The following is an 18,669-nucleotide window of genomic DNA, read 5'->3' as shown; positions in this document are numbered from 1 at the left end:
CCTAACAACTTTTGTGAAGCGTTTCTTTTTGAAGATCCAAAGCACATCTATAAATCAACCGTTAAAGAGTTTCACAACTTAATTTCTTTAGATGATTTTATAGATCTTGTCTCGAATTTCAAAAAAGATATAAGAGAACTTTATCTTTTACATTCTAATCATATTTCTCCAGATTATGCTCAATATGTTTGGGTAGACGATAAAAGAAAAAAATCTATAGATGTAATCTTTGATAAGCATAATGTAATACAGCGTCTATTATTAAAACCTTTTCTTCATTATCCAGAAAGTGATAATCAATTTACGGATAACATCTATACAATGCCTATAAAAGACAAGTGGTATGTTTTTTGGGGTGGGACGAATGAATTTTTAAATTATCATTATCCATTTGAAAATCAAAGATATGCATATGATTTAGTAGTGATCGAGAATGGATTGACATTTACAAAAGAGGCAAATAAGAATGAAAATTTCTTTGCATTTAACAAAGAAATCCTTGCACCACTTGATGGAAGAGTAATTAAAGTAATAAACGATGTACTAGACAATGCTCCAGGAGTTGTCAAAGAAAATGAACCCCTAGGAAATTACATAGTTATTGAGCATAAAAATAATGAATATAGTTTGATTGCGCATTTCAAACAATTCTCTATTGATGTAAAAAAAGGGGATATGGTAATAACAGGTCAAAAACTAGGGTTGTGTGGCAACTCTGGAAACTCTACAGAGCCTCACATTCATTTTCAAGTTATGGATGCAAAAAATGTTATGTACGCTATATCTTTAAATATTCAATTTGGCGAGGATAGTCCAGTCCAAGGAGACTATGTTTATCCTAAAGATTATTTTGTTGAACAAAGAAGTAAAAAACTGGACGTTATAGATAAGGGAGAAAATGCATCTTCGTCACCTGCAATCTTTTCATCTATATATAGAAGGATTGGAGCATTTTTTAAATAGATGGATTGTTGAATTAAGTACAACACTTTAAAAATGAATGTTAAAACACTAATGACAGCTCCATCATGAAGGAAACAATCTTGGAAAAGGTCGTTTCCTTTTTTTAATCAACTATTGATTAGGCGTAGCTTCTCATCCGCGCGGTTATCTTAAATAGTGTCGTGCTTATATAGACAATCGAATGTCTCAAGGCCAATGGAGAAAAGAAGACCGCAGTGGACGGATCCGCTGCGGAAAAGGGACTGCTCGTCATTATCTTTGGAGCAGTGAAAGGTTTCAATCATTAGATTTACGGATCTGCTCCTTGCGACACAGGGCATGGAGCTTTAAGGAGAAAATAAGCTCGGATCAAGAATCAATCATACTTTGTATGTTCATATGTATGTATTTTAGGTGCGATGAAGCTAGTACTGAAATTAGCAGATATAGTAGTTGATAAACATACGTTTACGAAAAAAGTAGTTCTCTCGTTTACATCTTAAAAAAACTAGGTCCAGTACTGAAAAAAAGTTTAACTGGAGTGACAGGTCTTATTGTGAATTAATATTTCTTTCTTAGAATGAAAATTGAACTACTATAAGATAGGAGAACAAGAGCTAACAGGCAGGCTAAGGAAAATGTATATTGCATGCTAGTTAATTCGAGAAGAATATTTGCTAAAAAAATCAGATTATATCCAAGTAAAAAAGAGAGAAATCCTACCATACCTGCTCTTCCTAGTATTTTATCTCCTCTCTCGTCATTACCTTCTTTATTCACGAAAAGAATGACGAAGATAAAACTAATAAGTCCTAAAAATGAAATAATAGAAACGAATACATTAAGCATCTAATCAACTCCTGTTATAGTTTGTACTGAAATACTTCATAAATTTCCTTGTTAAAAAAAGCTGAAATTTCAAAGGCTAAAATCAAGGACGGATTATATCGATTTGCTTCTATTGAAGCAATGGTTTGCCTACTGACCCCGACTTGATAGGCTAATTCTTTTTGTGATATTTTTCTTTCTGTCCTAAGAATGAATAAATTATTAACTAGTACACCATTCTTATTCAATTCAATTGACCACCATTCATTTTTGTTTTCATACTCTATACTCATGTTCAACTGTAATATATTTTTACATTTTGTCAAAAATATATTACGAAAAATCAAAGTGATGATATCTACTAAATCGGTACTCTTTAAAAGATCCCTAGTCTTTTTATAATATGATGAATGGATTCTTGTAAAAGTACACAAAAAATGGAGAGATTTAATACAAGGAGTGGTGAAATTGCGGGAAAAAATTAAAACACCTTCTTATATGAAAAACGTTCCATTTTTTTTCATTACTGTACTCTTAGCTCCTGTAGCAATACTCTTAGTATTTTTAAACTGGAATAAGCTCACTTCTCAGATGAGAAGTAATCATCTGACTTTCTCTTTATTAATGACGTTGCTTTATATATCGAAACTGCTTCCGGATGGAACATTCAAAATCGTCTTCGGAGCACTAACGATGACGCTTATTCTTTTCGTGACGTATATCTTTTTTGGTGGCGGAAGAAAGAAGTGAAATAGTGATTCCTTTATTGCTCCAAAAGATAAAGGAATTTTTTTGTACGGAAATGGTATTATCAGAAAAATTGGATATAGTCCTAATTCCTGAAAGGATACATTAAAGATCGTTGAAAGATACAGACTGAGTAATGTGGTACGAGACAGTACGTGGTCTCATAACAAAAAGTGATTGATTTAAATTTTTGATGAAGTAACAATGATTAGAACGTATGTAAGATTATTCGATAAAATCATTCACGGGACGAGGAACAGACACATATAGCCTGTATGTCAAAAAAACTTTACTTTAAGTCAAAAAAACTTTACTATTTATGTGTAGGGATATTATGGATATTTGAGAGGGGAGATAACTTGGGCATCAAGAGTGAGGGAATCATCGGGAACAGACTTTCCGTCCTGAGAGCCGAGAAAGGATGGTCGCAGAAGGAACTGGCTGAGAGGGTGGGTGTCAGCAGACAGACCATTATTTCTCTGGAAGGTAACCGCTATAGCCCATCACTGATACTGGCATTTGAGATTGCCTATTTGTTTGGCAGGGATATCAACGACGTCTTTCAATACACGCGAGAGGGAGAGTGAGGAGAATGATGATAAATATCATATTGATACCGATTTTTCTAATATGCTTGTTTGTTTGCTTAAAGTTCAGTTTCGGGAAGGAAGGGAAGGACGAACGAGGACAACGGATTACTTCGACCGCCTATACTTATTCGTTCCCTTTATTTCCGATTGGCTTTTTGTTAATTGAGATATACCACCGGCATATCATTCATTTGAGCTTCGTAGATTATAGAAACTTTATTGGATTGCTGATTCCACTAATTTTCATCGTTCAAGGACTGGTTATCATTACGCTCAAGAGACGAATCTGAATGAACAATCGATTCAATATCGTATTCAATTCTACAACGAAGGTTGATTGCAACAACTTTTAAATGGTTTAAGTCCCTTAAAATTTAAGACATAAGTCGTTTGAAATTTTTGCTTTATTTTGTCTGTCTACTTGATGGGGTGCAGTTCATAAAAAACATTTAATATACAAAATTTGATTAGAAATTCATTCGTCTAATAAAGTATATGGAATGTGGTGAATGAACTTATCTAACTGAACATTGAAGTATGTTTCAATGTCTGACTTTAGCCTCTGTTCTAGGTCAAGTAAGGATGAAACTAACATGTCTAACGGAAATACATTATATCGATCATGTTCACCCCATATGGATTTAATACGACCTCGATTAGAAAAGGGAATCATCGAAATAATGGCTCCTGTTTCGTTTGCATCAAATTCAACTGAGTAATAATGAAACTCAGGGACTGACGTTTCTGTTATTTTTTCTTTCCAACGATAGAGTGATTTGTAAAACTCTAAAATGGACAATGACGTTTCTAAATAAATGTCATCGTTCATTGTTATGGTGAACGATGCTTCGATTGAAAGAATGGCTGGGATATCCTTTGCAGAACGATTTGAAAGAGCAGCAGGTTGATTTAAAAATGTATAAGCAAACATTACTTGATTAGGGGTACTACTCATATTTTACCGTCAAATCCTTTCAAAGATGCTTTAGTTACTTCCTGAATCGTTTTTCTTCTGACGTGGCTTGAAGGACATCGAGAAAACGATATTACGTACGATTTCAGAGATAATAGACGTACACATTTCGATAATCAATTGAATCTCTCCTCGTTTGTATTGATTTCTTCTTCAGTATAGTCAATTCGCTTAATCAATTTTTGATAATTATTGCTAACTTATGATGAAAGAACCTGATAAACAAATGATAAAATTTATCTATGTGCGTTCTTCCATATGGAGACTTTTATTATTGACAGATGAGCGTGATTTGAATATCGGAGAGAGAATACGGACATGTATCGTTATTGAATCGAAAGGCTCAATAGTTGCAATATATCTACCTATCGTTGGGGCGAACTATCCCACGGTAGGTAGATATATAAGGGGTTTGGAGATGGTGAAACCATTAAAAAGATTTCATTCAACTACTGATGTATATCTTCCCTATCTATATATACATGGATCATTTTTAGTTGTTTTATCAAAAGATTTTTTTCTAAAGGTTCGTTTTCATTTGAACTAGGTTCAAAGGCATAAGCACTAAATACTTTTGCACCATCTTCAATCCAGTTATTTCGATAAAGAGTATGAGCTTCTATTCTCGTCAAAAATTGACCCTCGTTAATTTCTACATCATCATCTACTCCAAATTGAAAACCGCAGCAACTACAAAGTTCGTAGGATGCGTCATTGTTAGAGTAATAAGAAGGTTCGTCCAATTTATCATAGCCGCAAACTGGGCATACATATGTCATCTGATCACCTCGTTGTATAAAATTATTAATCGATAGACCATGAGTTGTATCGTATTAACTACTCGGGTCAGTCGACGTTTAAGATATCGCAATACAAAAGAGAAAGACTACCAGAAGTTTTTAAATAGTCTCAAACACTAGGTCGTTCAACTAAAATTAGAGAAAATAATATGATAATTTGTATAATAATTGAGATTAAGTTTAATAGTAATAAAACTTCTGAAATCAAGCAAGATTATCTTGCTTGATTCCTTTTGGGGGTTCTAAATGACAATCGAAGTGATTAAAAATATTAGCGTTTTATTTCGCGAAGAAGCGCAGCTACCAGTTCCATTGTTGGACTATCTTGAACTAAATGATTTACGAATCAATGAACTTTTGGAAGATGAAAATAGGAATGGTGAATTTATTATTGAATTTGAACTGGAACAAGACACCATCACATTATCTTACGAAATGCATGAGCTGGAAGAAACATCACAAGTAGAATACATCGTGTATTTCATTTGTAAGTGGAAATGGATTTGGGAATGGTATTCGGAACGATTTTTAGAACATGACATCACATTTAACGTTTATCCGACGATCATCGATTACGCGAGAGCCCGCATACGTCCGCTCGAATTAATGGAAGAAAAGATTCTAGAATTAGAAGGATATACAAAAGAAGACTTACTCTTTTATTATGGCTCAGGACCGTTCGATGACTTTGAGAAAGCCGATCAAAATCTGAATCAAATTTTAGAATTTGATGAAGTGAACAATAAAAAAAACATGCGAGAACAAGGACTTTATTTTGACGAGGAGATGGAAAGATGGATTCATATTCCGAATTCTCTCGACATTATCGAAAATACAATTCAGCAATTATCAAAGGTAAGGTAAGAGCAGACTCGTCGATTAAGAAAGCATCTTGCAAAGATATTTTTTTGTATTCATCGTACCTGACTCAATTGAATCTTTGATTTTTTAACTAGTATCCTACTTACTCATCATTCAAGAAGATCTTGGTACTTATAACCCTCTAAAATGTCCTCATTTTCTTCATACGTCCATGTTTTGATGGCGAGATCAGGGTTGGCCTTTAGATGATGCGTTAAGATATCGCGACCTAAAGAGTAACGGCTCCATAAAGGAATGTCTTTTTGACTGTTCCCCATTGTAATGTCCTGATAATTGGCTTCACCATTTTGAATCAGACGCGCTACATGTTTCTTCGCTGCTTCATCGATTGGTTTATCCCACGGTGGTGTGACATCTTTAATGATGCGATCGGCAAAGGCATCCGCCTTCCCTTCGAAGATGACAGAGTCGAGGGACGTATCGATTGAACTTAACTCGGGTGTATCATTCAGGACCAGGTGATGGTATTCGTGTGCGACCGTATAGGCAAGCACGTCCTTATCGAAGTCGGGATTTAGATTAAAGATGATGGAATCCTTAAAAGCGGCTCCACCGACCCCTTCTAGCGGATCAATCATCGACCAAAATTCCGGGTTGGATGGTGCGATGAAAATCGTGCTGTTCTTTTTAGGGAGAACCTTATGGGAAGCAATGTAGCTGTTCGTAATGATTTCTTTGATTTCGTCATGCCGTTTCGTCAATTCATTCGTACGATCGAGCAGATCTTGCTCATTGATTGTCGATTGCAACGTGAAAAAGCTCTTTAAGCTGTTTGTGTTGAAGTTCTCCTGCTCCCCAATCGCGTCGATGTAGCCGAGGACATACTTTGCATAATTTTTTACGTCCATCTCTGAGTCATCTTTCTTAAGCGATGCCTTCAAATATGTTTGATACGGCGCGTACAGTGGTACGATTGTCAGTTTACTGTCTTTGCCAATCTTTATGGTTTCCGGTCGAAAAGCTGTGGATTCTTCATGAGTCACTGCTTTTTCTTTTTCATCTGAACATGCGGATAACAGAAGGAACGGGACACAAAGCAAAGGAACGATTACTTTTTTCAACGGGATGACCTCCATTTTTTAATTTATGTAAAAATACACCATATTTTTAATGTATATTCTCATCATAAACGCAGGATTGAACGCTTCTGCGGTATTCCTTTTGCTAGAGTGATACATTGTTATATTTTTTACGTTCACTATCGGATGAGGTTTCATATATTCCGTTTTTTTACAAAAAAAGAAACGGGAAATAACAAATTCACGATACAATTCAGGAAGAATGCTCGGTAGGAGTTGGTGTAATGGAGAACGTTCAAATCAGTGAAATCATCACAAAGTTGGAAATGGTTTTAGAAAATCAGCTGACACGGGAAGAAGTGTCGGATTGGGCGTATGAACAGATGACGGAGATGGAATGGAGTGAGGAAAAAGAAAATCGTGCGCTGACAAAGGATCAGTTGGCTGTTTTCCATTGTCTGACGACAGTCTATGGGATGGATTTGAAAAATAGCCCGACCGAGTATTTTCATGTAGAAGATGATTTTCAGGATTGGATCAAAGCGTTTCAGGAAGTAGAGAAAAGACTAAAGGCTAAGAAATGAGCGTATTTCGCTGATACACTCAATAAAATCGTCCAAATCATGAAACCTTTGCTTGAAAAAACAGGTAAAAAGAGGAAAGGGGATGATGAAATGGTAAGATGCACGAATTGTGACTACAAGTGGAAGACGAGAGAAGTACTGGCGGTTGGTTTTGCGAAGCATGGCAAGGATTGCCCGAACTGTGGTGAGAAGCAGTATCTTTCAAAAGATACACAACATTTTCTATCACTCGGATACGTCAGCCTGTTCTTTTTACTGATCATGCCGTTTGTCGTTAAGTTGAGTGACCGCGAAGAATCCATCTGGTAAGCAATGGGTTGCATGTTCAAAAAAGACGGAGTTTTTTTTGCGGCGTATACTGACGGCAAAGGGGGTGCGACGGAATGCCATCGCTCTATGAGATTGAGGTGAAAGATGCAACCGGACAGACCGTTTCATTACAAGATTACGCGGGAGAGGTACTTCTCATCGTCAATACAGCCAGCAAATGCGGGCTCGTCGGTCAGCTCGGAGACCTGCAACGGTTGTATGACAAGTATACGGATCAAGGCGTCAAGGTCCTTGGATTTCCATGTGACCAGTTCAACAATCAGGAATTCGCCGATTCGAAAGAAACGATGCAGTTTTGTCAGCGGAATTACGGTGTGACGTTTCCGATGTTTCAGAAGATTGACGTCAACGGACCGACGGAACATCGGTTATATACGTACTTGAAACAGCAACAGGGTGGTCTATTATCGTCGAACATCAAATGGAACTTCACGAAGTTTCTCGTTGATCGTCAAGGGCGGGTTGTTAAACGATTTGCGCCGGTTGATTCGATCCAGACGATTGAAAAAACACTGGTGCGCTATGTATAATGAAACCACGTCCCGTCCGGCGCAAGCCGTCGGGCGAGACGAGTCGCATCACCCTACCTTTGGCGAGGTAGGGCTTTTTTTATCAAATATTCGTTGGCGGATCGAACGTCTGTTTAACGATATAGTCACTCATCTTATGACCGAGGTCCGTAAAAACGGGCGGACGCGGGGACAGGATATGAAAGTCCTGTTCGAAGGCTCGAATGGCGTAATGCGTCCAGTCTCGCGACGGGTCCCGCTTCAACCCCATCCAGGCCGTCGCAAAGGTCAGAAGTGCCGAGTCCTGATACAGGACGAGCGGAACCGTATTAAACTCCACCCCGTCATCCAGTTCATGCAAATCCGACGATCGAAGCAGAACGCTGTCTGCTTCAAACGACAGTTCAAAATAATTGCAGGCGTAATCACCGCTGATAATCATGGTTTCGTCCGTATGACCGCGGAAGTAAAACGTTAATCGATTGCCATTGGCCCGATCGATTATAAAGTGATCAAGCGCAATTTGATAGTCTTCCCGGTACGTCAGTTTCTCGAATGTGATATGCATGACTGATTCCCTCCTTAAGAGTGTTTTTTCTTGGCGAGTTCGAGGATGTCCGGCTGTCGTGTCGAACGCGATGACCAGACGAGTAGTCCGATTCCGAAAAATAAAAGCGAAATGCCGACCCACGATAACAGACTGAGTGTTTCCCCGAGGACAAAGACGCCGAGCAGGGCAGCAGTCAACGGTTCACCAAGAGAGAGTGTGACGGCTGTCGAAGACGAGACGTGCGCAAGACCTCGTGCAAACAATAAGTAGGCGATACCTGTTGCGAGAACACCAAGATGCAGACTGATGCCGGCGCCGCGCAGACTGAAGACCCATGACAGATCAAACAGGAATAACAGTGGCGATAACAAGAGAGCACTGAGTGTAAACACGACTGCGACGACGGATAGCGGAGGGTGTGCTTTCACTAAGTCCCGGCTGACAAACGTGTAGACGGCAAAGGACATTCCGGCACCGAGTGCGAGTACGATCCCGAATGGATCGACCGAGACAGATGCTTGATTCATGACTAACAGTAAACAACCGGCAATCGAAAGCAATGTCGACAGCCACCAAATGATGCCCGGTCGATTTCTTAAGACAAGCCATTCAATCACTCCGGAAAAAATCGGCGCACTGCCAATCGCGACGACCGTGCCGACCGCGACACCGGTCATCAGGACAGCGGAAAAGAACAACGGCTGATAGGCGGCCATGCTGAGCGCAGCAAGAAAAATCGTGGGCAACGGCCAATCTTTCAGCGTCAACTTTCCGGTCAATAAGACGAGACTGAGTAAAAATAATCCACCGACCGCTAAACGAACGGCGCCAATCGCAATCGGATGAGCGGCTTCCGGCGCAAAGGCTTGTGACGTGCCGGTCGTTCCCCACAGCATTGCGGCCAGTAAAATCAGCAACATCGAAGATTGTTTTTGCATGGTTCACCTCCAAGTGAGTACATATATCCCATTCCCAAGACATTGTTTTGATTAGAAAAAGGATACCACAGAAACAGGAAGGAAGAATCGACCAAATTATTGGTAAAATGGTAGACTAAAGGAAGATAAGGCAAGACGGCTCATACATAGAGAAACAAAAGGATGGATATTATGAATCAAATCGCAGTTGTCCTCGATGGACTCAAACAGAAAATCAACCATGGATCAACGTTCATCCAGCGCAGTTACAATTCAATCGGCCAGGCTACGTTCCATCTACCAAAACCGGTTAAACCGGAAACACTTCAAGCGTTCCAAACCGAGTTCAAGCAACCGTTACCAAGCGAATACCAGACATTTCTCGAACTGCATGACGGAGCGAAACTGTTTATGTTAGGCGACGAGGGGCTAGTCTTGTACCCGCTTGAGGAAGTGATCGAAAAGACGATTGAAGCCAAGGAAGACGGTCTGATTGATGAAGACTATGATCATTACTGGATCATCGGTGAAGTGAACGAAGGGTATCTTCTGATTCATACGGATCATGCAAAAACCGAAGATACACCCTACATGTACTGGAAGTATCACGAAGGGTCAACCGAGGACACCGATGCCATCGGTCAAAACTTCGGGACATTCTTTGAACGGTCGATTATCGCGCAAGGCGACATGTACTGGGAATTTAACATTTTTGATGTCCGGGAAGATGATTACTACGTCGAAGAAGAGACGGAGCAAGTGCAGGCGGGTGTACCGATTGCGTCCGAGGAACGGGTCCGGATTGAAATTGAGTATCCGATTTACCGCCGGGGAGGTTTTACCGTCGTTTTTTATACATACGATAAAGACAAAGCCCAGTTGTGGTCGAAATCGAACGGGTTTGATAATTTTAAACAAATCCATCGTTATCTATTAGGTAAGTTGGACGAGCCTGGGTACTACTACTCTGAAATCGTCGTTTTCCAAAAAGAAGCACTGATTTGGCAAAACGAAGATGCATCCGGTGAACAGATCGCGAAACGCGTCGAACATCCGCAAACCCAAATCATGCAGTATGACGGTTACCAGGCCTTTGTTAATGATTTGCCGCGTCCATTACCAGGCTGGGAAAAAGCATGATAGGGAGAGAATGATATGAATCAAATCGCAGCAGTAATCGGTGGGCTTCAGCAGAAAATCAATCACGGATCAACTTTCATTCAACGGAAGTACAATGAAATCGGTCAGGCAAAATTCAATTTTCCGGAACCGGTGACGGCAGCATCGCTTGCGGCATTCGAAGCCGAATTCAATCAAAAACTGCCGGGCGAATACCAAACGTTTCTTGAACTGCATGACGGAGCGGATCTGTTTATTCTTGACGACGGTCTTGGGCTAGTGTTGTATTCTCTTGATAAAGTAATCGAATCGACAATAGAAGCAAAAGAAGATGGTCTTATTGATGAAGATTTTGATTATTTTTGGGTGATTGGTGAAGTCAATGAAGGATATCTCTTAATTCATACGGAACATGCTAAAACAGAAGACACACCTTATATGTACTGGAAGTATCATGAGGGAACAACTGAGGACGCCGATCCAATCGGCCAAAACTTCGGCACGTTCCTTGAGTATTCAATCATCGCCCAAGGGGACGTGTTTTGGGAATTTAAAGACTTCATCATTGAGAAGGACAATTATTTCGTCGACGAAGAGACTCCGGAAGAAGACGTTAAGCCACCGTTGCCGATTAAGTTCGTCGAGTCCGTTCGGGTCGAAATCGAATATCCAATCGCAAAATCCGGTTCCTACTATACCGTCTCGATTTATGAAGGCAAGTCTCGAAAAGAGCAGTTGATGTCAAAATATAACGATGGACCGCGTCTTAAAAAGCTGATTGAAGATGTCCGGGAGTTACTTGCAGATCGACGGTTTCAGTATTCTTCTATCCATGTCCTGCAGACGGAATCACGATTTTTTAGAAATGAAGAAGAAACCGGTGATCCACTGATTCGAAATGACAATCCACAACGTCAAGGATTGACCTATGACGGCTACCGGGCCTTTGCGGACCAGTTACCGCGTCCGTTACCAGGCTGGGAATAAGCAAAGCATTACGTTCAAGGAGCATCTTCATTTCTTCCACTCTTTTGAAATGCATGCGAAAAGGAGGAATGGAAATGAAAAAACTACTGATTATCCCATTGTTATTCAGTTTAGCCGGATGTATGTCCCTCGACATGAAACCGAGCAGTCAGTCGGTCGAAACCGGCTATACAGGAAGCGTCAAAGACGGATTTGTATTTGAATACAAACTGACGAACACAGGCGATTATCCGGTAAAAGTTGTCTCTCGTGCCGGTCATCTGCTCAATGTAAAGGTCCGCAAGCACGATACGCAAAATGTCGTCTACGACTCGTACGAAGAAGTCGAGCCGAAACGGTTGTCGAAGGAAGTTCAACCGCATACAACGGTGACGCTGAAGAGAAAAGTCAAGGCCGGTGTCATTCCTGCAGGTGTTTATGACATCGACTATATCGTTCGTGATGATACAGGTGAAGGGACAGCCGGTGACGGCGAAATCAGATTAAAATAACTCAATACAGGAGGAATACACATGTTGAAGAATCCAAATTATCGTTACGGCACATGGGCTTTGATTGTCAGCTTTTTCTTGTTTTTCATCGTTCAACTGTTCAGTGCCTACATCGAGCTGTCACCGAATTTTGCCGGTGAGTCGCTCGATGACTATTATCTGAAATATTTCCCGATTGGTGCACTGATTGTTGGATGTACGTTTTTCATTAATGGCTGGTGGAACGAAGACGTGAAACAACAAGCGCAAAAACAAGAGTTTCTAGAAACAAAAAAATCGGTCGAATAAACTTATTTCTTGAGATGGAGTGAAATGAAATGGTAAAGAATTTTAATTTTTTATTAATGTTAACGGTAGCCGGCATCATATTCATGCGTTTTTTGTCAAATACGGAAATGATTCCATTTTTGAAAGTAGTTTTGACACTTATCGGATTAATAATGATCTTATGGGGGATTATCGGAATGTTATTACACGGTTGGGTTATGGGGTATGAACGAAATAAAAAACGGATTTAAAAACAATTGAAATAAAACCAATTAACGAGCAAATCAAAAAAATCCGGTGATTTCTATTTAGGGAGTATCACCGGATTTTTGATATATATTTTAACTAAAATTAAAAAGTAAAACGGAAACTTGATAAGACAATCTATCAAAGTAACTGAAAAAAGATTGACAATCTATCTCCATTATTTGTATGCTGATCAAAATCAAATAGACATGGCTGTGAAGAGAAGAGTAGGAAGAAACTGACGGTGCCAAGCGAGTCCGAACTGGTGAGAGCGGATGACCGGGTTTCAATCTGAAAAAAGCCTCTGAGCTTCGTACGGATTCCAACTGGATGATGCTACGATGGATTCTCCCATTATCGAGAGCGTGTATGTTTGTACATGTAAAGGTTGATCTGGTGACAGGTCAACGAACAAAGGTGGTACCACGGGAAGCTGATTCTCGTCCTTTAGTGAAAACTAAACGGCGGAAATCAGCTTTTTTGCCGAACTCAGGAGGAATCAATATGCATTGGGCAGAAGAAACCGCACGTGCCATTATTACAAGAAATCCGGAAAAACAAAAGTATGTGTGTGCAGCAGGAATCAGTCCGTCGGGACCGGTTCACATCGGTAATTTTCGGGAGGTCGTGACCACCTACTTCGTCGTTCAGGCGTTACGGGACTTAGGAAAAGACGTCCAATTTTTATTCTCGTGGGATGATTACGACCGCTTCCGGAAAGTTCCGGCTGATATCGTAGGGCATGATCGTTATTTGGGACGGCCGTACAGTGAGACACCGGCACCAACAGGTGAAGGTTCATATGCACGTCATTTTGAGGAAATGTTCGAGAAAACGTTGCGATTGTTTCAGATGGAACCGGAATACCGGTACCAACACGCCGAATATCGGTCGGGACGATATGCGGCGTTGATTCTACACGCTTTTCGGGAACGTCACGCAATTTATGAAATCTTGATGCGATATAAATCAGCTACTCCTTCTGAAGCGGAGCGGGTAAGTTATTTTCCAGCTTCCGTCTACTGTACGGCTTGCGGGACGGATGCAACGACAATCGAGTCGTTTGACGATCATGAAGCGACATACGACTATCGGTGTAGATGCGGGTGGTATGAGACGATTGATATGCGTAGCAACCATCAAACGAAATTGAACTGGAAAGTCGATTGGGCGATGCGTTGGGCAATGGAGGGTGTTGATTTTGAACCGGGTGGGAAAGATCATTCCGCGGCAAACGGAAGTTATGTCGTCTCATCCGAGATTGCACGTGAAATTTTTGGTGTGGAACCTCCATTGTATCTCCCGTACGAATTCATTCGATTAAAAGGAGAAACGAAGAAAATGTCGAGTTCGAGTGGTGGAGGGTTAACACCACAAGATTTGCTGCAGGTCTATCCGGCTCATCAAATCTTATTCCTATTCGCAAAACACCGACCAGAGCATGCGTTTCATATCGGAATAGACGAAGATGTGTTACGGCATTACGCTGAATATGAGCGGATGGTGATGCATTATGAACGGCAAACACCAGAAATCCAACAAAGTTTACGCTGGAGTCAGGCGGACTTGAAGAACGAACTGATTCCGTTTTCGCAATGGACGACCCTTGGTCCGATGGTTGATTTTAATGAACCGTTACTACGTCAATTACTGGAATGCAACGAGGCAGACGAGACAATTACAGCTCAAGTCGAGCGTGCCCGCCAATTCGTGACAAGTTGGTGTCCGGAAAGACAGATTCGGATTCGCGAGCAGCGAAATGATCAAAAATTCGCGGCGTACTCGATGGAAGAACAAGACTGGTTAAATCGTTTCGCAGAAGCAGTGCGGGGAGAAGAAGATGTTCTGGCGGTCTTCTATCGTCTGACTCGGCAAGTAGAAAAGAAAGAAACGATGCGGATGCAAAAGATTCGCTCGACGATGTTGTACGAATTGACGATTGATAGCTCTTTTGGTCCTCGGATTCCGTTACTTGTAAAGGCTATCGGGCATGAGCGTTTTTGTTCGCTCTTATCATTTGATTTAATCGATACAGTAGGATTATCACAAGATAGGCTCAAATGATTCACTACTCTTCAAGTTGATTAGGAAAGCTTTCGGATAAATCAGATGTATACTGTTCTTTCAAAAACTCAAATCTCGGTTCATTGTTAGTTAAGATAAAACAGCCTCGGTCGTCAAAAATATGCAGGATGATATCTTGATCGGCATGCACAAAAAAGATTTCAGGATAGTACGTCTGTCTCGATTTGAAGCGGGGATACAACTCAGGAAAGTCCTGATTACAGATTGCTTGAAGCAATTTTGTATAATAAATGACCTGTCTGTTCGGTAACAAGCGGGCGTATTGAATAATGACTTCCTCGTCGCTGACATTCTTTTTTTCAAACTCAATCGTGTATCGATTCTTGTTATTTTTGAGATAGCGCTCAAAAATCTCCGTACTTTTCGCCGGAGGAGAATGGCGGTCTTTTCTGACACGTACAACGAGATATAGACGGTCGTCTTCCTGAAACAGGTCTTCAAATAAGGTGAGGGATTTTTGATAGACCTTCTCGAAATACGCCATATTCAGTTCGTCTGAATTATGTTGTATTTGGTAAAGTTCTTTTTCCAAGTCGAGACTTAGTGTAAGTGGACGCTCCGCGAACGATTCTTTTAGTACGTCTGGATTGTCAAAGTGGGTCTGTAAATAATCGTGTAACTTCATGCGAATGCTCCTCTCCGGGCGATTGTCGTGTACTGCTAAGTGAACAAGGTTTCGATGGGCTGGAGACTGTCTCCAGACGAATGAAGACTTTTAGTTAAGGGTAACAAGGATAGAAGCAGAATAAAACGATCCACTAAAAAGGAAGTGAATTCATGGCGAATCAGCATATTACACTATATCCGGATAGCGGTTATCAGGTCATTGAGGAAGGGGCATCAAAAGCAACGGAACGGTTTCCGACACAAAAAGAAGCCATCGCAGCAGGACGGAAAATTGCGAAGAATCAACAGGTTGAGCTGATCATTCACAATAAGGAAGGGCAGATCCGCGATAAGGATTCGTACGGCAATGATCCGTTTCCTCCAAGAGGTTAAGAAAGTATGAAGCACGTCGCATTCAATGGACGTGTTTTTATTGTGCATTGAGCCGTCCTGCCATTCTTTCTGCAACAAGGAATTGGATTGTCAACACTAAACTAGACAATCTTCTTAAGGAGTGATTGCTTGTAACGAACGGGGCTTTGATAATCCAAAGTACCGTGTATGCGAAGGTGGTTGAACCAATTCACGTAATCCTGGAACTCGCGTTCCAGCTCCGTCAAACTCGAGAATACTCGTTTTTTGACAAACTCTGTCTTGATGATTTTAAACGTGGCTTCCGCGACTGCGTTATCGTACGGACAACCCTTTTCGCTCAACGAGCGACGGATTCCGAAGGTATGAAGGGCATCCTCAATCAGACGGTTGTTGAACTCTCGTCCTCGATCCGTGTGAAACATCCGGATACGACGCAAATCATGAGGAATGGAAGCGAAAGCACGATGGACCAGTTGCGCATCCTTTCGCTCGCCCACACTGTGACCGATGATTTCTCGGTTAAAGAGATCAACAAATACACATACATAATGCCATTTTTGACGGACCTTGATGTATGTCAGGTCACTGACGACAACGGATAGCTCTTCTCCTTGCTTGAACGCACGATTCAATCCATTCCATTGGCTTCCATCGACTCGTTGCACGCTTCTTTTTTAGGCTTGAATTGCGCGAGCGTGTACGTAGAGACGAGCCCTTGGTCTTTCATGATGCGTCCGATTCGGCGACGAGAGACGCATTTCCCTTGTTTTTGGAGTTCGATCTTGATTTTACGCGTGCCGTAGTTCTCTCGGCTGCGCTGGAAAATTTCACGGATGGCTTCCGTCACATCGTCGACCGATGGTCGCTGCCTCGCTTCATAATAAAACGTACTTCTGGGTAATTGGAGGACGCTACACATTGCTGATACCGAGTATTTATGTCGATTATTCTTGATCACACTTACTTTCGTCCCATGATCAGCGCGGCTTGCTTTAAAATATCATTCTCCATCTCGAGTTGTTGGACATGCTTCCGAAGCACACGTAGCTCGCGCGCTTCATCTGACAAATTATCTTCTTCCTTAAAAGATCCGGTCGTCTTACTTTGGTTGATCCAACGATTAAATGCCCAAGGCGTCAAGTCATATTCCCGAATGATATCGGCGCGTGACTTCCCATTCAAATGGAGTTGAACCATCTGTTGTTTGAATGAATCGCTAAAAATTCTTCGTTCCCGTTTATTCATGAAGGTGATTCTCCTCTGCTGTTCATAATTTTCCTAAGTCTAATTGACCTTAAGGTTTATGTCCAACTAACTGTAGACCATCCAAAGTTACTACTAGATTCTGAGGAAACAGATGAATTTTTACAAGAAATGTTTTTAGCACACATCGAAGAAGAGGACCTGCACCCATAGTATGGAGAGCTAACTTAGGCGGCTTGCTTCCTACATGCAGAAGGATGCAGACCATCGGATTGAAGTTGAACCGTCCGGGAAGAAGATCAATAAAGCGATGGAGCGGACCGATCGGGAAAATATGCTGGAGGTCATTGTCCTCAGCGAAAATGAGATTGAGAACCGATTCCGCGAAATCAAAGACATTGCGCCGGGGGAACGATACGCGTCATGTATCCCGTTAAGTCCATCACGTGATGTAAAGGAAACAAGAAAACGCAGATGCTCTGTTCTTCCGTGAACAAGATGCTCTGCGTTTTTCACATAAAAGTCTTTCGTTTGTACAGTTTATCTTCGATTCGATTCCAAATACGTGTTGCGATATAAAAATTACATACTGCAACGATAGCTGCGATGACAATCATACTGATACCGGTCTCATCTGCTAAAACAAGCGGTTTAAAGATAGTGAACACGATAGACAGAAGAATCGGAATGGTGATACCGTTCCAGACAGAAAAGAATAATAATGCTTTCCACATCAAGCTCATCCTTTCAAGGTGAATCTATCATGTAGTATATCAAAAAATAGACTTTATATTAGAAAAAATGGAAACCTTAGACAGGTTCCGTTATTCTTTATAGGTAGTACAACATTATTTTCCGGTAAGGAGCATAAAATGACAAAAGTCCTGATTATAGAAGAACCTGTCACTCAACATTTTATAGAAGACCTAGTGCATCCCCATCGGTTTGACGGAGGTTTACCTGTTGTGCATCGTTTAAGCGGAGAAGGACATGTCGAAGAAGGTCGAGAATTTTTAATGGCATTCTTAACACATCAAGCGGTCTTCCCGTTGTATGTGCACTTTGTCGATGAGTGCGAACTGTCTGAAGACTTTACAACCTTTTTTCAAAAACATCAGATTGATTATACGATCGACGATTGTGGTGGCAACTTGAAATCTTACGGGTACAAACGGTACAACTACTACTCTTGTATTACGGTGAAAATCCAAAACATTGCTGACTTACGGCTTGTATTAAACAAAACGTACTGGCTCGCATCTGAAAATGTATGCTACTGCATCAGTCATTCAGATTCTTTAACGTTCGAATGGGGAGATTTCTTAGAATGGGGAGTCGAAAGAAGACGATCCATCGCTGTATTTGATTTTAATGCTTCAAAGACCTACATCACCACTGATTATGACGGGTTAGGATTTTGTATCCTCAGCAGGGATACGCAGTATGCTTCTCTTGCTGGCATGATCGCCAGTTTGCCTGACCAGATGGTCGTTACGCAAATCAACGATGAATTAATAGAAGGTGAGATATTACATACAGAGGATCAAGAAAAAGACATTTAAATTTCGTCTTCTGCATCATTTGCACTTTAGAGAATAAAAAAGCTGTGTCTCAGTAAG

General features: G+C 40.9%; 22 protein-coding genes and 1 pseudogene. 14 read left to right on the top strand and 9 right to left on the bottom strand.

From position 1 onward, the window contains the following. A partial coding sequence (locus tag ACHA8N_RS11040; protein WP_393965746.1) for a M23 family metallopeptidase occupies positions 1 to 963 on the top strand: 963 nt, incomplete at its 5' end. An 842-nt stretch (positions 964 to 1,805) separates the two neighbouring features. Here the strand turns inward: ACHA8N_RS11040 and ACHA8N_RS11035 are convergent. Further along, complete coding sequence (locus ACHA8N_RS11035) at positions 1,806 to 2,063, bottom strand: helix-turn-helix transcriptional regulator (protein ID WP_393965745.1); 258 nt, start codon at positions 2,061 to 2,063, stop codon at positions 1,806 to 1,808. Between the two features lie 819 nt (positions 2,064 to 2,882). Here ACHA8N_RS11035 and ACHA8N_RS11030 point away from each other — a divergent pair. Continuing rightward, on the top strand, positions 2,883 to 3,104 hold the full coding sequence (locus ACHA8N_RS11030) for a helix-turn-helix transcriptional regulator (protein ID WP_393965749.1): 222 nt from the start codon (positions 2,883 to 2,885) through the stop codon (positions 3,102 to 3,104). Positions 3,105 to 3,582: 478 nt separating this feature from the next. On the opposite strand, the gene ACHA8N_RS11025 is transcribed toward ACHA8N_RS11030, so the two are convergent. Together ACHA8N_RS11025 and ACHA8N_RS11020 are read right to left on the bottom strand one after the other, a co-directional pair. Further along, complete coding sequence (locus ACHA8N_RS11025; protein WP_393965744.1) at positions 3,583 to 4,062, bottom strand: DUF7878 domain-containing protein; 480 nt, start codon at positions 4,060 to 4,062, stop codon at positions 3,583 to 3,585. Positions 4,063 to 4,529: 467 nt separating this feature from the next. Then, the gene (locus ACHA8N_RS11020) at positions 4,530 to 4,859 is read right to left on the bottom strand and encodes a hypothetical protein (RefSeq protein WP_393965743.1); all 330 of its coding nucleotides are present in this window, start codon (positions 4,857 to 4,859) and stop codon (positions 4,530 to 4,532) included. A gap of 267 nt (positions 4,860 to 5,126) precedes the next feature. Between ACHA8N_RS11020 and ACHA8N_RS11015 the strand changes: the two genes are divergently transcribed. Further along, positions 5,127 to 5,744 carry a hypothetical protein gene (locus ACHA8N_RS11015; protein WP_393965742.1) on the top strand — a complete coding sequence of 206 codons (618 nt, stop codon included), beginning with the start codon at positions 5,127 to 5,129 and terminating at the stop codon, positions 5,742 to 5,744. Between the two features lie 107 nt (positions 5,745 to 5,851). Here ACHA8N_RS11015 and ACHA8N_RS11010 read toward each other — a convergent pair whose 3' ends face one another. Continuing rightward, positions 5,852 to 6,823 (bottom strand): DUF2268 domain-containing putative Zn-dependent protease, encoded by a 972-nt coding sequence (locus ACHA8N_RS11010; RefSeq protein ID WP_393965741.1) that lies wholly within the window; start codon positions 6,821 to 6,823, stop codon positions 5,852 to 5,854. Positions 6,824 to 7,065: 242 nt separating this feature from the next. On the opposite strand from ACHA8N_RS11010, the gene ACHA8N_RS11005 reads away from it, so the two are divergent. The 3 genes from ACHA8N_RS11005 to ACHA8N_RS10995 all read left to right on the top strand — a co-directional run bounded on the left by ACHA8N_RS11005 (position 7,066) and on the right by ACHA8N_RS10995 (position 8,225). Then, positions 7,066 to 7,365: a hypothetical protein gene (locus ACHA8N_RS11005; protein ID WP_393965740.1), complete on the top strand. Its 300-nt coding sequence runs from the start codon at positions 7,066 to 7,068 to the stop codon at positions 7,363 to 7,365. Positions 7,366 to 7,455: 90 nt separating this feature from the next. Then, positions 7,456 to 7,674, top strand: coding sequence for a hypothetical protein (locus ACHA8N_RS11000; protein ID WP_393965739.1), 219 nt, complete (start codon positions 7,456 to 7,458; stop codon positions 7,672 to 7,674). A gap of 74 nt (positions 7,675 to 7,748) precedes the next feature. Next, entirely contained in the window at positions 7,749 to 8,225 is a 477-nt protein-coding gene (locus tag ACHA8N_RS10995; protein WP_393965738.1) for a glutathione peroxidase, read from the top strand. An 82-nt stretch (positions 8,226 to 8,307) separates the two neighbouring features. Here the strand turns inward: ACHA8N_RS10995 and ACHA8N_RS10990 are convergent, their stop codons facing one another. Next, positions 8,308 to 8,772, bottom strand: a complete 465-nt coding sequence (locus tag ACHA8N_RS10990; RefSeq protein WP_393965737.1) for a hypothetical protein — start codon at positions 8,770 to 8,772, stop codon at positions 8,308 to 8,310. Positions 8,773 to 8,786: 14 nt separating this feature from the next. After that, positions 8,787 to 9,692, bottom strand: a complete 906-nt coding sequence (locus tag ACHA8N_RS10985; protein ID WP_393965736.1) for an EamA family transporter — start codon at positions 9,690 to 9,692, stop codon at positions 8,787 to 8,789. A 171-nt stretch (positions 9,693 to 9,863) separates the two neighbouring features. Here ACHA8N_RS10985 and ACHA8N_RS10980 point away from each other — a divergent pair, with 171 nt between their 5' ends. From ACHA8N_RS10980 to lysS, 5 genes are all read left to right on the top strand, one after another. After that, positions 9,864 to 10,811 carry an SMI1/KNR4 family protein gene (locus tag ACHA8N_RS10980; protein WP_393965735.1) on the top strand — a complete coding sequence of 316 codons (948 nt, stop codon included), beginning with the start codon at positions 9,864 to 9,866 and terminating at the stop codon, positions 10,809 to 10,811. A gap of 15 nt (positions 10,812 to 10,826) precedes the next feature. Beyond that, positions 10,827 to 11,777: an SMI1/KNR4 family protein gene (locus tag ACHA8N_RS10975; protein ID WP_393965734.1), complete on the top strand. Its 951-nt coding sequence runs from the start codon at positions 10,827 to 10,829 to the stop codon at positions 11,775 to 11,777. Between the two features lie 74 nt (positions 11,778 to 11,851). Then, positions 11,852 to 12,268 carry a hypothetical protein gene (locus ACHA8N_RS10970; protein ID WP_393965733.1) on the top strand — a complete coding sequence of 139 codons (417 nt, stop codon included), beginning with the start codon at positions 11,852 to 11,854 and terminating at the stop codon, positions 12,266 to 12,268. A 21-nt stretch (positions 12,269 to 12,289) separates the two neighbouring features. Further along, positions 12,290 to 12,556 carry a hypothetical protein gene (locus ACHA8N_RS10965; RefSeq protein WP_393965732.1) on the top strand — a complete coding sequence of 89 codons (267 nt, stop codon included), beginning with the start codon at positions 12,290 to 12,292 and terminating at the stop codon, positions 12,554 to 12,556. A 729-nt stretch (positions 12,557 to 13,285) separates the two neighbouring features. After that, positions 13,286 to 14,845: a lysine--tRNA ligase gene (gene lysS / locus ACHA8N_RS10960; RefSeq protein WP_393965731.1), complete on the top strand. Its 1,560-nt coding sequence runs from the start codon at positions 13,286 to 13,288 to the stop codon at positions 14,843 to 14,845. Between the two features lie 4 nt (positions 14,846 to 14,849). Here lysS and ACHA8N_RS10955 read toward each other — a convergent pair whose 3' ends face one another. Next, positions 14,850 to 15,491 (bottom strand): DUF3885 domain-containing protein, encoded by a 642-nt coding sequence (locus ACHA8N_RS10955; protein WP_393965730.1) that lies wholly within the window; start codon positions 15,489 to 15,491, stop codon positions 14,850 to 14,852. A gap of 152 nt (positions 15,492 to 15,643) precedes the next feature. Between ACHA8N_RS10955 and ACHA8N_RS10950 the strand changes: the two genes are divergently transcribed. Further along, the gene (locus ACHA8N_RS10950) at positions 15,644 to 15,865 is read left to right on the top strand and encodes a DUF2188 domain-containing protein (protein WP_393965729.1); all 222 of its coding nucleotides are present in this window, start codon (positions 15,644 to 15,646) and stop codon (positions 15,863 to 15,865) included. Between the two features lie 101 nt (positions 15,866 to 15,966). On the opposite strand, the pseudogene ACHA8N_RS10945 reads toward ACHA8N_RS10950, so the two are convergent. Continuing rightward, positions 15,967 to 17,092 (bottom strand): annotated as a pseudogene (locus ACHA8N_RS10945) (IS3 family transposase). Positions 17,093 to 17,297: 205 nt separating this feature from the next. Between ACHA8N_RS10945 and ACHA8N_RS10940 the strand changes: the two are divergent. Then, positions 17,298 to 17,543, top strand: coding sequence for a hypothetical protein (locus ACHA8N_RS10940; RefSeq protein ID WP_393965728.1), 246 nt, complete (start codon positions 17,298 to 17,300; stop codon positions 17,541 to 17,543). 19 nt (positions 17,544 to 17,562) lie between these two features. Here ACHA8N_RS10940 and ACHA8N_RS10935 read toward each other — a convergent pair whose 3' ends face one another. Next, positions 17,563 to 17,784: a hypothetical protein gene (locus tag ACHA8N_RS10935; protein WP_393965727.1), complete on the bottom strand. Its 222-nt coding sequence runs from the start codon at positions 17,782 to 17,784 to the stop codon at positions 17,563 to 17,565. 138 nt (positions 17,785 to 17,922) lie between these two features. Between ACHA8N_RS10935 and ACHA8N_RS10930 the strand changes: the two genes are divergently transcribed. Further along, a complete protein-coding gene (locus tag ACHA8N_RS10930; protein WP_393965726.1) occupies positions 17,923 to 18,612 on the top strand; it encodes a hypothetical protein in 690 nt (229 codons plus the stop codon). Positions 18,613 to 18,669 lie beyond the last annotated feature (57 nt).

The organism is Exiguobacterium sp. S22-S28, from assembly GCF_043359615.1.
Lineage (GTDB): Bacteria > Bacillota > Bacilli > Exiguobacteriales > Exiguobacteriaceae > Exiguobacterium_A.
This window is presented reverse-complemented; position numbering and strand designations above follow the sequence as displayed.